The organism is Isoptericola sp. MSGPD8_1_ISO-PGPR-S23-394 (assembly GCF_058072785.1).
In genome coordinates, this window is sequence record NZ_CM176517.1 from 3775128 (window position 1) to 3788672 (window position 13545).

Here is a 13545-nt window from a genome sequence, read left to right on the forward strand (position 1 = left end):
CGTGGCGATGTGCTCAACGGTGGCGCAGGACCATGTCCAGCGGGTATTCCCGGTTGCGCTGGGCCTGCGGCACCGACGCAGGCTCGGCGTGCGTCCCACCGAGGAGCACCGGCGGGTCGATCGGCCGCTCCGGCCGAAGCCGGAACCGCGTGGGCAGCTGCCTCGTGCCCTGGTCTGCGAAGACCTGCATCACGGATGTCGCCCGCAGCCACTCGACGTGGGCCCCGACCCCTCGGTGGGCCACGCGTCCGAGGACGACGACGGTCCACCTCCCCTCCGGCAGCCCGGCGAGGTGGAAGCCGCCCGCTCCGTCGAGCCTGGCCGCGGCGACCGGCGGACCCTGCACGATGCTGTCCTCGAAGGCGCCCACGAAGATGTCGCAGTCGGAGGTCGCCGCGCCCGGTCCGAGCGCGACCTGACCACGGAGATGTCCGGAGCCGGTTCCCTCGATCGTCTCGAGCGCCAGCGGCAGGCCGCCGCACGTTCGCCACTGCCGGGGGGACATCCCCACCAGCGCCGAGAATCGCGTGCTGAACGTGCCGACGCTGGAGTAGCCGACCATCGTGCCCGCGTCAGCGATCGACAGGTCCGTCGTCAGGAGCATCTGGCTCGCTCGCTCCATCCGGAGCGCAGCCAGGAACCGACGGGGAGTCGTGCCGACGATCCGTGAGAATTCCCGCGTGAAGTGGAACTTGCTGTAGAACGTCTGGCTCGCGATGTCCGCGATGCCGGCGCCGCAGAAGAGGTCGGCCCGCATCGCGAGGACCGCCTGGTCGACCGCCGCCCCGATGTTCGAAGCCTCCTCGTCAGGGTCTGGCAACGCCGCGGTCGGGCGTGCCACCACCAGCTCCGGCCGGGTCGACCGGAGTCCTTCGCGTCCCTGGTGCAGTGTTCCGACGGTCATGTCTTGGCCTCTCAGTCGGTCGAACCGGTGTCAAGAGCCCCCTGCGAACGACGATGGGTGGTGACCAGGGAGTGGGAAATTCGAGACGCACCCTTTGGCCCGCGAGGGTCAGGACGTGACCCGATGGGTCCTCGGGCCTGACCCTGTCGGGTCAGGCCGCCAGCGACCGGGCGACGATCCCCGGCCTGAACAGGCTCGTCGGCTCCTCCAGCAGGCCGGCGACCCGCAGGAACGCCTTGGCGACGACCGGGTCCTTCGTCGCGCCACGTTGCACCTGGGTGACGTACCGGTTCGCCATGCTGGTGGCGACGGTCCGCCGGCCGCGGACGGTCGGGAACCCCAGGTCGCCCCCGGCGGCGAGCGTCCACGGGGTGTCCACGACCCGGCTGAGCTGGCGGGCGAAGAGCCGCGCGTCCAGCCGTCCGCCGGCCTCGAGATGCGTGCGCAGCCGGAGCGCGGCCATGGCAGCGACGGTCATTCCCTGCGCGTACACGGGGTTGAACCGTGCGAAGGCGTCACCGACGACGGCGAGGCCCTCGGGCATCCCGGCCAGTCGCTCGTACCGCTTGCGCGTGCTCGCCGGGAAGCGGAAGGAGTGCGGGTCCTCGATCCTCCGGGCGGACAGGACCGACCGGTGGACGTCCGGCACCGGGAGCGACTTCGCGAACTCGACGAACGATGCCCAGTCCCGCGGCGGCGCATGCTTGCCGAGCCCGTTGAGGGAGAGGGCGTAGCGGTCAGTCAGGCGCGCGTAGATCATGCCTCGCGGCAGCTCCGGCGTCATCGTCGAGACGATGGCGATGTTCTCCCCGATCGGGTCGAAATCCGGGGCGGTCTCGAACCCGCAGCTCGTGTAGACGAGGTCCATCTGGATGGACTCGTCGATGACCGTGCCGCAGCCGAGGCTCTCGAGCCAGGCGTCCATCCGGCTCGCGCGGCCGGCGGCGTCGACCACCAGGTCGGCGTCGAGACGCCCGTCCGCCGTCCGCACCCCGACCACGGTGCGTCCGGTCGCGTCGAGCAGCAGCCCCTCGACGTCGGCGTGCTCGAGGGCGACGTTCGGCAGCTCGAGCACACGACGCCGCACGTAGCTCTCGAGGAGCGGCAGGCCGGCGGCGACGCACATCATGTCCGCCGGCCCCTGCTGGAACCTCGCCGGGCCACGGTGCCACGCGACGCTCGTGCCGAAGTCCAGGATCGGCACGCCGAGACCGAGGAGGTCGTCGGTGAATCCCGGCAGGAGGTCCTCCAGGATCTCGTGCCCCCGGGCGAGGAGCGCGTGGATGTGATGCCCCTGGGGTACGGCGCGGCGGACGTCGGTCACGTCGGTCAGGTCCCGCTCGAGGACGGTGACCTGGTCGGCGTGGTCGGCGAGGACGCGGGCGGTGAGCAGACCTGCGATGCTCCCCCCGACGACGACCGCGTGGCTGGTGGCGGACATGAGACCTCCCGGGCAGTAGGACGTACTGACCGCCCCACGGTGCCCGGTCGCCCACGCCGGCAACTCTCATGACGTGCGCCACCGCCGACGGCCGGAACTTCCAGCCTGCTCTGGTCGATGCGGGCCGTTCACAGCGTGCCCGGCAAGCCCTAGCGTGCCTGGCACGAGCCCGTTCGTGGCACCAGCCCGTGCGCGGCACCCACCCTCGAAATCAGGAGCCTGGGATGGAACAGTTCACCATCGACATTCCCGACACAGCAGTCGACGATCTCCGAACCCGCCTGGGGGCAGTGCGGTGGCCCGACGACGGTCGCCTCGACGAGCACCAGTCCCCGGGACAGCGCGGCCCTGAGGTGAGCAGCGTCCGAGAGCTGGCCCAGAGCTGGCTCGAGCTCGACTGGCGTGCCGTGGAGGCGCGGCTCAACGCCTTTCCGCAGTTCGTCGAGGAGATTGACGGGGTGCGGGTGCACTTCTTCCACGTCCGCTCGCCCCACGAGGACGCCACCCCCATCGTTCTCACGCACGGCTGGCCCGGCAGCGCGGCGGACTTCATCGACGTGATCGACGCGATGACGGACCCGACGGCCCACGGCGGCAGCCCGCAGGACGCGTTCCACGTCGTGCTTCCCGAGATCCCCGGCTTCGGCTTCTCGGCCAAGCCGGCTGCCGGCGGCTGGACCATCCCCCGGGTGGCCGGAGCGTGGGCGCAGCTCATGGATCGGCTCGGGTACGAGCGTTACATCGCCCAGGGGGGCGACCTGGGTGCCTGGATCACGCAGACGCTCCTCGCGACGGACCCCGCCGCGGAGGCAGGACATGTCAACTTCCTCGTGACGCCCCCGCCGCCGGACGACCCCGGTGTCGTCGCCTCCCTGGACGCGACGAGCCTCGCGCGGATCGAACGACTCGGCGCGTTCATGACGGAGGGTTCCGCCTACATGGCCCTCCAGGCGACGCGGCCGCAGACGCTCGCCTATGCGCTCACCGACTCGCCGGTGGGCCTGCTGGCCTGGCTGCTGGAGAAGTACCACGCATGGTCGGGTGGCCCGGGAGCCCTCTCCGTCGAGCAGATCCTGACGCACGCCTCGATCTACTGGTACACGCAGACGGCGGGTTCGGCCGCCCACTTCTACGCGGACAACGCCGCGCTGCTCCCCACGTCCCCCGTGCCCCCGCCGCCTCCGCCGGTTCAGGAGAAGCCGTTCGGCGTGGGGGTCTATCGCGAGGACCCCGCCCCGCCGATCCGCACGCTCGCCGAGCCGGGCTTCCGCAGGCTCGTGCACTGGGCCGAGCACGACGGCGGGCACTTCGCACCCATGGAGGTTCCCCACACGTTCGTGGCGGACCTGCGGCAGTTCCGGGCAGCGATCGCCGCCTGACAGCGCTCCGCGGCACGTCATCAGCCGACAACGCCCCCGGGCGTCGCGACGAGGTCATGGCGTGCCGTGGTCGTGCCGTATGAGACCGAGCTGGTGGGCGCGACTGATCGCGCCGGCTCGAGTCGACGCACCGAGCTCGCGGTAGACCTCCGCGAGGCGCCGCTTCACCGTCGCCTCCGAGACGAAGAGTTCCTGGGCGATCCACTTGTTGCTCCGCCCGGCCGCGATGTGCTCCAGGAGCTCACGGTCCCCGGCCCGGAGGGCCACGGGCGGGTGCGGAGCGTCCACCACTCCGGGGACGACGCGGATCGTCCCGCCACCTGAGCTGTGGACGGCGGCGGTCAGCACCGAACACAACGTGGCCGCGTCGACGACCTTCGACAGGTAGGCGGCGATGCCGAGATCCTCGAGCTCGGCGACACGGCGCGACGAGGCCTGCATCGAGAGCATCGCGATGCGTGTGCGCGGGCTGTCCTCCTTGACGCGGCGTACGAGCGCCGTGGCAGACCCACCCGGCATGTGCACGTCCAGGACCGCGAGGTCTGGCTGCTGGTCCCGGACGAGCACCGCGGCGGCGCGACAGTCTCCTGCCACCCCGACGACGGCGAAGCCGGCGTCCTCCAGGATGTACCTCAGCCCCTCGGCGAAGACGACGTGGTCGTCGGCGACGACCACCCTGATACCGCCGTTCGACGAGCTCATGGCAGCGGCACGACGAGCTCGACGGTCGTGCCGGAGGCCGGCGCGGACTCGATGACCGCCGACCCGCCGAGTTGTTCCACCCGTTCGATCATCGACCGGAGGCCGGTTCCCGAGGACGCCGGCTTCTTCTGTGCTCGCACCGCGGAGACGTCGGACAGGCCGGTGCCGTGGTCGCGGACCACGGCCACGAGATTGCTGTACCGGATCCCGATCCTGATGGTGATGGCGTCGGACCCTGAGTGCAGCAGGGCGTTGCGCGTGGCTTCCCGGATCGACAGGAACGCTTGCTCGCGCACCCACGGTGGAACGGAGGCGACTTGCTCCGGATCGGCGATCTCGAGGTTGACACGTCCCGCGCCGTGGCAGTCGACGTACTCGCGCAGGGCCGGTGCGAGGCCCTCCGTGGTGTGGCTGCTCCCCAGGTCCTGCGCGAGGTCCCGGATCATCCTCGAGGCATCCTGCAGCTGGGACTGGAGCACCGACAGGCACTCCTCCGCGCCGGCGCTGTCACCGTGGCGGACGCAGATGCGGCGGATCTCGAGCTGCTGGAAAGCGAGGGCCAGCGCGTGGGCCGAACGGTCGTGCAGGTCGCGGGCGATGCGGTGCCGTTCTGCCACGTGCGCGTCGCTGATCTGCTGCAGGAGGACACCCGCATACGGGATCGCCGCGTCTCCGACCCTCCGGAGGATCACCTCGGACAGGTCCCGCAGAAGACGTGCGAGGTGCGGCCCCTGGCTGCCCAGCTCGACCGATCCACGCACGATCACGTCGGCGACGATGTCGTGCAGCATCGAGGCACCTTGCAACGAGTACACCGGGTTCATCCGCTGGATCGCGCGCGACCGGCCGACCTCCTCACCCACCGGGTCCGTAGCGACGCCCGCACGCACGAGCACCTCGAGCAACGGTCCGACGACACGATGCAGCTCGTCCTCGCCCAACCGCCCGAGCGGGTTGTCCTCGGCGCGGAGGCGGTCCGTGTAGGTGGCGAGGATCTCTCGTCGGTACCGATCGACGTAGTCGCGTAGCTCGGCCAGGCCGACGGCGTCATCCGCTCCTAACAACATCTCCCCGTGGATCTCTCGCTAGAGCTGCAGCAGTGGTCCGTGAGCTGCGAACTGGGTGTACATGAAGGCCCGGTACGGCCAACGTGCGCGCAGCGACACCGTAGCGCACGTCACTACGAGGATCAGCGTGCCCAGGCAGAGCACGACCGACGGCCACCGGAGGAGCTCGGCGAGCGGCAACGGTCCGAAGGCGGCCCACGCCATGGCTGCCGCGATCGTCGCTGCCGCGACGGCGGCGACGTCCGCGGCCACGTCGGGGCCCCGGCTCACGGCCAACGTGAATCGGTTCGCGGCACGATCCCCGTCGACGTCGGGAAGATCCTTCACGAGGGAACCGACGCCCATCCAGAGGGAGAGGCAGACGGCGAAGACGACGAAGGGGGCCGTGACCCTCCCTCCGGACGCGACGAGGCCGGCGTGGTACGTGACCAGCCCGCCCACGACGACGACGACGAACGCGGCTGGTGAGCTGGCCTTGGCCGGCTTCGCGCCGGACGAGTACCGGACCCCGAGAGCCAGTGCGACGACCAGGTGGAGTATCAGCGGCCACGAGACGACCAGACCCAGTCCCAGGGCTGCGAACCCGCAGACCCAGACCGCCCGTCGAGCGGCCCGGACGGTCAGCCGGCCCGAGGCGACAGGGCGCCGGGAGCCGTTGACCCGGTCGGTGTCGACGTCGGTCACCCCGTTGAGCACGTAGACGGCGACCGTCATCAGGATCCAGGCCAGCAGTCCGACGAGCGTGTGCGGTGAGAGCACCAGGCCACCGCTGAGGAGGGCGCCGGACAGGAACCGGACCCCCCCGATCGCCAGGACCTTCGGACGGGCCTCCCGGAGAACCAGGACGGCGGTGCGGATCCTGACGGACACCCCCAGCAGGTCTCGACGGGCGGTGGTGAGGCGGGCAGGCATCGGCGTCAGGCGCATCGCGTCTCTCCGTCGTCCGTCGGTTGCCACGACGATCGCGCACTACCCCTCGTCTTTCAACTCCTCATCTGCCCCGCTCTCGCCTCCCCCCCCCCGCGACGGCTCGACCGACGACCGCACCGTAGAGCACGCCACCGAGCTCCCGGGTGAGCTCGACCACACGTCGGTTCGCCGCCTGCATCCGTCGAAGGGTGTCGTCGTCGTCCCGTGGGGCCGTCCGCTGCCACCCGACGACGAGCGCGTACCCGCCCTGGTCGCCCCGCACCGCGAGGCGCTTCAGCGCGGCCGCGACCGTCACGTAGATCATGACCGCACCGCCGGGGCCCAGGAGGTCGGCGGGGCTGCGGGCGAGCAGGTCTTCCACCACGCCACGACCCGCCTCGAGCGGGAGGATCGACTGCAACCGGGGGTGCGCGTGGTGCTGCCACCGGCCGACGGCGCGCTCGCCGGCGACGGTCCCGTCCGCCCGCGCGTAGAACTCACCCACGTCCGACCAGCCCCGCGTCCGATCCATCGCGAGGTCCGGACCACCGAGCTCCTCGAAGCGGGACAGGCGCGTGGTGAAGGTCGGCAGCCCGTCCACGCCCCGGACGGCGAACCCCTCGAGCCAGTGCACGGAGCCGGCCGTGAGCAGGTTGCGCTGGACGTCCGTATGGTCCTGCAGCGTCCTGGTGACGATGTCCGAACGCCGCACCCGGCGCGGGACCGCGTGCAGCTTGAGGTCGACGGTGACGAGGACGCCGTGCCGCCCGTGCCCGCAGAGCACCCGGTCGAGGAGCGGGTCCCCGCCGGTGAGGTCGTGGGAGTTCCCGTGCACGTCGAGCACCGTGGCGCGCAGGACGTGGTCGGCGGCCGTCCCGAACCGGTGACTGGCCCCGCTGATCCCGCCCACGGAGAGGGTGCCGCCGACCGTCAGGCCGAGGTAGTCTGGCACCACGACGGGCGCACGACGGCGCGGCAACGTCGCGTCGAGAACGTCTCGCCAGGTCGCGCCGGCGTCCACCCTGATCCAGGTGTCCGTCACGCGGTGCACGCGGCGCAGCCCGCTCAGGTCGATCAGGGCCGAGCCGTCGACGACGGTCTGCCCGTCGACGCTGTGGCCCAGCCCCCGCGGCACGACTCGGTGCCCCCAAGCCGTCGCCTCGGCGATCGCGTCGGCGAGCTCGGTGGCGGACCGGGGGCGGTAGACGAGTGCGGGGTGTCCGGCGACCTGGCGTCCGAAGTCGGTGAGCCGCTCGCCGGGGGCGCCGCCGGCAGGCGTACGGACCGGCCGTCCTCCGTGGAGCACGACCGGTCCGACGCCGGGGTCGACCTCGCTCAATTGCGAGGACTGTTCTGATAGGCGGCCAGCTTCCACCCTTGGTCGCGACGGACGAGCAGCCAGGAGGCGCGGACGGCGGCGGTGTCCGCGACGGTCTCGGAACCGGCCTTCACGACACCCCCGTCCGTCAGCATGAGCACGATGTCGTCGCTCAGGCGGCGCACCTGGAAGGGCGCACCGACCACCTGGGTGCCCTGGTAGGGGCCGGTGAAAGCCCGCTCCATGAACTCCCGGATGGCGGTCCTGCCCGTGGCGAAGGCACCCGGCAGGATCATGGTGCCGTCCTCGGTGAACACCTCGGCGAAGGCGTCGGCGTCGTGGGCGGCCCAGGCCTCGATGATCTGACGAGGGACGTCGGCGAGCGGCGCCCACTCCTCGGGCATGGCGGCGTCGGTCTCGTGTGCGGCGGTGGCGGTCATGGTCACGTCCTTTCCGGTTCTGCGGATCGTGCGGTGGTCGTCGGTCAACCCGCCAGGGGCGGGGCAGCCAGCTCGTGCGGTTCGTCGTCGCCCTCCAGGACCTCCTCCACGGTGTCCAGGGACGCGTGGACGAACTCACCGAGGTCGTGCACGGTGGGCTTCGCCCAGAGGATCGTGGGCGGGAAGTCCAGCGCGAAGCGCCGCTGCAACCGTGCTCGCAACGCGACGGCCATGATCGAGTCGACGCCGAGCTCGACGAGGGGACGCCGGTGTCCGAGGTCCTCCTTCTCCAGGCGCAGCTCGGCGGCCACCACGGAGTGCACGACGTCGGTGACCTCGGCACGCGCCAGGTCCGGTGCCAGCGCGGGATCGAGCCGGTAGACGTCCGGGTCCTCGACCGGGACGGCGTCGTGCTCCAGCTCGCGGAACATCGGTGGCACGGGGAGCCCCGGCGAGATCGGCACGCTCCTGAGGACGGCCTTGTAGGCACCGGTGAACCGGTCGGCGAAGGTCCACGCCTGCAGCGCCTCGCTCGCCGAGACGGCGTCGAGCCCGCGCATGTTGCCCTCGACCATGGTGGTCGTGAGCTCCGCGGACAGGCCGAGCCCTCGCCACGAGGTCCACGCCAGGGACACCGCACCGTCCTCGCCGGCGTTCGCGCGGGCCTGGACGAGCGCATCGAGGAACGAGTTCGCCGCGGCGTACGCCCCCTGTCCGGAGAGGCGGGCGAGCTGCCCGCAGGACGAGAACGCGACGAAGAAGTCCACGGTTCCCGGCGGAAACGCCTCGTGCAGCGCCCAGGCACCCAGCGACTTCGCGCCGAGGACGTGCCGGACCCCCTCGATCGTCATGTTGTCCACCAGGGCGTCGTCGACACCGCCGGCGGCGTGGACGATCCCGGTGATCGGCGGGTTCTCGGCGTCGTGCGCGTCCACGAACGATCGGACGGCGACCGGATCCGTCACGTCCAGCGACCTCACCTGCACGGACACCCCGGCGGCCTCGAGGGCCTCCACAGCCTCGGCCGCGCGCCGCAGGTCGGGGTCCGCGAGGCCTGCCCAGTGCTGGCGCGGGGGCAGGCCGCGCCGGCCCACGAGCACGAGACGGCGGGCGCCGCGGGCGACGAGCCACTGGGCCGCCTCGAGCCCCAGGGCACCGAGCCCGCCGGTGATGAGCACGGATCCCGCCGGCGAGCACCGCAGGGGCTCCCGGTCGGCGGACCGCGTGATCCGTGCGAGGCGCGGAACGGTGACCGTCCCGTCGCTGGCCACGTGGATCACGTCCTCCTGGCCGGCGGCCCCCTCCAGCACGGCCGCGAGCGCCGCGCCCGCGGCGTCGTCGACCGAGGAGACGTCCACGACGCCGCCCCAGACCTCCGGGTGCTCACCGGCGATGATCCGGCCCAGGCCCCACGCGGCCGCCTGCGCGACCTGGTCGACGCCGCGGGGCTCGCGCACGCCCTCGGTCAGGAGCCACACCCGCGGGGACGTGCCCTCCGGAGCGAGGTCCATGCTCCCCAGCACGGCTTCCGCCGTGCGCTGGGTCAGCCCGACCGCGGAGTCCGCCGAGGTGATGGTCGAGGGAGCGGCCACCACGACGACGACGTCGGCAGCCGCGGGCCCGGTGGTGACGCTCGCCGTCGCTCCCGCCCGGTTCAGGGCGTCGGCAACGCCGGCCGCCCGGGGCCCGTCGCCGACGACCGCGACGCACGCGGGCGTCGCCGTCCCGAACGGCACGTCCGGCTCGCGCCACACGACCTCGTGCACCAGCTCCTGGGGGTTGGCCGCCTCCACCTTCTCGACCGAGCTGAACGCGAGGCCGTGCACGCGGGCGACGACCTGCCCGTCGCTGCCGGCGACGTCGACGTCGACGCTGTCGTGCGGCGACCCCGGGGAGCGGCGGGTGTGGACGACGACACGGGCCGGCGGCTCCCCGACGACGGCGACGTCCTCGATGGCCCGCGACATCCACAGGCTCTGCGCGTCGACCGGTGTGACGAGCGTCGCGCTGATCGTCAGCGCCCCGTCGATGACGTGGGCCCAGGACGCCGCCGCGTCGGTGTCGGTGTCGTCGACGAGCGTCAGCACCGCCAGCTGCTCGTCCTCGGACCGGTGCAGGTCGTCCAGGCCCCACGGGAACGCGTAGCCCCCCACGCCCATGTTGTGGAACATCTCGTCGAGCCGTTGCCAGTCCCCCAGCGGGAGCCGCGACCGGAGCCCGGCGGCGTCGATCGTCCCGACGAGGCCTTCCCGCGCGGGCTCGACCACGGCGCTCGCGTGCAGGATCCAGCTGTCGTCCGAGCCGCTGTCGTCGTTCGCGACCCTCGAGGAGAGTGCCATGCCGTGGCCCTCGCGGACGACCTGCACCGTGCGCGGCGGCTCCACGGCCAGCGGCGTCCGGAGCACGATGTTGCGCAGGACGACGTCCCCGGCCGCGTCGGAAGCCTTGAGGAACGAGTTGAGGATCGAGGCGGCCGGCGTGACCTCGACCCCGTCGAGGGCGTGGTCGAGCGGGTACGGCCGGCTCGCCAGGTCCAGCCGGGTCTGCCAGACGTGCCGTGCCGGCACGCCGCCCACGGCGTGGCTGCCGCCGAGCAGGTCGTGCGCGGCGGGGTCGTGCCCGGCGCCGCCCCGTCCCTGCGCCGACTCCTCGAAGAGCCAGTAGGGCCGGTGCTGCCAGGAGGCGCCGGGAAGACCGAGCGGCTCCCGGGTGCGGTCGGCCGACCAGGCGGGCACCACGCCGGCGCAGTAGAGCCGGCCCGCGGTGCGGAGCACGTCGCCGGGGGCGCCGGCGCCGCGGCGCACGGTGCCGACGGCCGCGACCTCCTCGTCGCGGTGCTGCGCGACCTCCATCACCGAGTGGGAGACGACAGGGTGGGTGGAGACCTCGAGGAAGACGCGGAAGCCGTCGTCGAGGGCGGCGTCGACCGCCGCGGCGAACCGCACCGGGGCGCGCAGGTTGCGGCCCCAGTAGCCCGCGTCGCGGACGGCCTCGTCGCGCGGGTCCTCCAGGGTCGTGCTGTACAGGGAGACCACCGCGCGCCGTGGCCCGAGGTCACCAGCCGCCTCCACGACCTCCGCCAGGACGTCGTCGACCTCCGGGCTGTGGAAGGCGACGTCGGTGGCGACGGCACGGATCGGGACGCCGTCGTCCTCCCAGTCGCGGACGACCGCGGCCACCGAGTCCGCCTCCCCGGAGACCACGGTGGACCGCGGACCGGCCGCGATCGCGGCGACCACACCGTCCACGCCGGCCAGCCGCTCGCTCGCCTCGGCGAACCCGAGGCCCGCCATCGCCATCGCGCCGTTGCCGGCGACCTTCCCCAGCGCACGGGCGCGCCGGCAGGCAAAGCGCGCGGCGTCGTCCAGGTCCAGCACCCCGGCGGTGTGCGCCGCCGCGATCTCACCCACGGAGTGCCCGATCACCGCAGCCGGCTCCAGGTCGTGGGCGCGCCAGGTCGCCGCCAGGGCCGCCTGGACCGCGAACGTGAGGGCCTGCACCTGCGCGGTGGTCCACGGCCCGCCCTGCTCGAGCAGCTCCCGCGGGCTCCACCCGAGCTCGTCGGTGAACACGTCGCCGAGGCGGTCGATCACGCCCGTGAAGGCGTGGTCGACGTCGAGGAGGTCCTGGCCCATCCCCTCCCACTGCGACCCGTGCCCCGAGAAGACCCAGACGGCGCCGTTCTCGCTCCCCGGCACCACCCGGCCGGTGACCACGTCCGGGCTCGTCCCGCCGCCCGACGCCGCGGCGAGCCCGTCCACGAGGCCGGCCACGTCGGCGGCGACGACCGCCATCCGCTCGGGAAGGTGGGACCTGCGCGAACGCAGCGTGTCGGCGACGTCGTCCAGCTCGGGGGCGTGGCGGGCGAGCCAGGCACCGGTCCGATCCGCGAGGTCCCGGACCCCGGCACGGGTGGCCGACGAGAGCGGGACGAGCACCGGCCGTGCGCCCTGGGCGACCGCAGCCGCCACCGGGCGCACGGGCGCCTCCTCGAGGACGACGTGCGCGATCGTGCCGCCCACGCCGTAGTTCGAGACCCCGGCACGGCGGGGCGTGGTGCCGGGCGCCCAGCCGGTCGGCTCGGCGGCCAACCGCAGCCCGTTGCTGCCCCACTCGGTCCTGGTGGTGGCACGCGTGTGCAAGCTCGGTGGGATGACGCCGTGCCGGAGCGCCAGGACGACCTTCATGATGCCGGCCATGCCGGAGCCGCCCTCGACGTGACCGATGTTCGGCTTGATCGAGCCGACGAGGCAGGGCTCCTCCCGGCCGGCACCGATCACCTGCGAGAGCGCGGCGAGCTCGGCGGCGTCCCCCGTGGGAGTGCCCGTGCCGTGGGCCTCGACGTACCCGACGGTGGTGGGGTCGACGCCGGCACGGGCGTAGACCGTCCGGAGCATGTGGGCCTGGGCGTCCGCGTTGGGTGCCATCATGCCGTCGGAGTGCCCGTCCTGGAAGACCCCGCTGCCGCGCAGGAGCGCGAGCACCCGGTCACCGTCGCGCTGCGCGTCCGCCAGACGTTTGAGCACGAGCACACCGGCACCCTCGCCGCGCCCGTAGCCGTCGGCGTCGTCGTCGTAGGCCTTGCTGCGCCCGTCCGGGGCCAGCGCACCGGCCCCCTCCAGCGCGACGTTCAAGGCCGGCGTGGAGATGATGTTGAGCCCACCGACGATCGCGACCGACGTCTCGTCGCCACGCAGGGCCTGGCAGGCGACGTGCACAGCGGTCAGGGTGGCGGCGCACGCCGTGTTCACCGCCATGCTGGGACCGCGGGTGTCCAGGAAGTAGGAGACCCGGTTGGCGATCCCGTAGTCCGTGGTCCCGTTGACCGCGTACGGACCGGTACGCGTCATGTCCTCGAGCAGACGACGGCCGTAGTCCGTGGAGTTGACGGCGGCGTAGACCGCCGCGTCCGAGCCGCGCAACGACGTCGGAGGGATGCCCGCGTCGACCAGGGCCTCCCACGTCAGCTCCAGCATGAACCGCTGCTGCGGATCGAGGTAGGCGGCCTCCTTCGGGGTGATGCCGAAGAACTCGGCGTCGAACCCCTCGATGTCGTCCAGGTAGGAGCCGAGCAACGTCGTGGCGCGCAGCACCGCCGTGGCCTCCGGCGACGCGTCCGCGTAGGCGCGCCACCGCTTCTCCGGCATCGGCCGGACCGCCGTCCGGGACTCCATGAGGAAGTCCCACAGTGCCGCGGGCGTGTCGAGGTTCGGGGCGAACCGGCAGCTCATCCCCACGATCGCGATGGCGTTCTCGTTGTCCTGACGATGGCTCAAGGACCTGTCCCTTCCGTCCGTGCCCGTTGCCGGAGCAGGGCTGCTACCAGCAACTCCGAAGACTCCACCGGCCCCGCGGCTCCATAGGTTCGAGTCGCTTGTCTCGAGT

At 72.5% G+C, this 13545-nt stretch carries 9 protein-coding genes; 1 reads left to right on the forward strand and 8 read right to left on the reverse strand.

The genetic code is table 11. The features are described from left to right. Window positions 1-13: 13 nt before the first annotated feature. Window positions 14-841, reverse strand: coding sequence for a helix-turn-helix domain-containing protein (locus AC3RJ8_RS17385; protein WP_489713800.1), 828 nt, complete (start codon window positions 839-841; stop codon window positions 14-16). A 214-nt stretch (window positions 842-1055) separates the two neighbouring features. Beyond that, the gene (locus tag AC3RJ8_RS17390) at window positions 1056-2345 is read right to left on the reverse strand and encodes an FAD-dependent oxidoreductase (RefSeq protein ID WP_489713801.1); all 1290 of its coding nucleotides are present in this window, start codon (window positions 2343-2345) and stop codon (window positions 1056-1058) included. 224 nt (window positions 2346-2569) lie between these two features. Here AC3RJ8_RS17390 and AC3RJ8_RS17395 point away from each other — a divergent pair, with 224 nt between their 5' ends. Then, entirely contained in the window at window positions 2570-3724 is a 1155-nt protein-coding gene (locus AC3RJ8_RS17395; RefSeq protein WP_489713802.1) for an epoxide hydrolase family protein, read from the forward strand. Window positions 3725-3778: 54 nt separating this feature from the next. Here the strand turns inward: AC3RJ8_RS17395 and AC3RJ8_RS17400 are convergent, their stop codons facing one another. From AC3RJ8_RS17400 to AC3RJ8_RS17425, 6 genes are all read right to left on the reverse strand, one after another. Continuing rightward, window positions 3779-4426 carry a response regulator transcription factor gene (locus tag AC3RJ8_RS17400; protein ID WP_489713803.1) on the reverse strand — a complete coding sequence of 216 codons (648 nt, stop codon included), beginning with the start codon at window positions 4424-4426 and terminating at the stop codon, window positions 3779-3781. Beyond that, the gene (locus tag AC3RJ8_RS17405) at window positions 4423-5493 is read right to left on the reverse strand and encodes a sensor histidine kinase (protein WP_489713804.1); all 1071 of its coding nucleotides are present in this window, start codon (window positions 5491-5493) and stop codon (window positions 4423-4425) included. Before AC3RJ8_RS17405 ends, AC3RJ8_RS17400 begins: the two co-directional genes overlap by 4 nt. Window positions 5494-5511: 18 nt before the next feature. After that, the gene (locus AC3RJ8_RS17410; RefSeq protein ID WP_489713805.1) at window positions 5512-6420 is read right to left on the reverse strand and encodes a UbiA family prenyltransferase; all 909 of its coding nucleotides are present in this window, start codon (window positions 6418-6420) and stop codon (window positions 5512-5514) included. Between the two features lie 64 nt (window positions 6421-6484). Then, on the reverse strand, window positions 6485-7741 hold the full coding sequence (locus tag AC3RJ8_RS17415; RefSeq protein ID WP_489713806.1) for an FAD-binding protein: 1257 nt from the start codon (window positions 7739-7741) through the stop codon (window positions 6485-6487). Continuing rightward, window positions 7738-8160, reverse strand: coding sequence for an SgcJ/EcaC family oxidoreductase (locus AC3RJ8_RS17420; RefSeq protein WP_407319807.1), 423 nt, complete (start codon window positions 8158-8160; stop codon window positions 7738-7740). Before AC3RJ8_RS17420 ends, AC3RJ8_RS17415 begins: the two co-directional genes overlap by 4 nt. A 44-nt stretch (window positions 8161-8204) precedes the next feature. Further along, window positions 8205-13436 (reverse strand): type I polyketide synthase, encoded by a 5232-nt coding sequence (locus AC3RJ8_RS17425; RefSeq protein ID WP_489713807.1) that lies wholly within the window; start codon window positions 13434-13436, stop codon window positions 8205-8207. Window positions 13437-13545: the final 109 nt, after the last annotated feature.

What these genes read in the sequence shown, in the direction of transcription:
- AC3RJ8_RS17420 (WP_407319807.1), bottom strand. Translation starts at nt 8,160, where the DNA reads ATGACCGCCACCGCCGCACACGAGACCGACGCCGCCATGCCCGAGGAG.
- AC3RJ8_RS17400 (WP_489713803.1), bottom strand. Translation starts at nt 4,426, where the DNA reads ATGAGCTCGTCGAACGGCGGTATCAGGGTGGTCGTCGCCGACGACCAC.
- AC3RJ8_RS17410 (WP_489713805.1), bottom strand. Translation starts at nt 6,420, where the DNA reads ATGCGCCTGACGCCGATGCCTGCCCGCCTCACCACCGCCCGTCGAGAC.
- AC3RJ8_RS17395 (WP_489713802.1), top strand. Translation starts at nt 2,570, where the DNA reads ATGGAACAGTTCACCATCGACATTCCCGACACAGCAGTCGACGATCTC.
- AC3RJ8_RS17390 (WP_489713801.1), bottom strand. Translation starts at nt 2,345, where the DNA reads ATGTCCGCCACCAGCCACGCGGTCGTCGTCGGGGGGAGCATCGCAGGT.
- AC3RJ8_RS17405 (WP_489713804.1), bottom strand. Translation starts at nt 5,493, where the DNA reads ATGTTGTTAGGAGCGGATGACGCCGTCGGCCTGGCCGAGCTACGCGAC.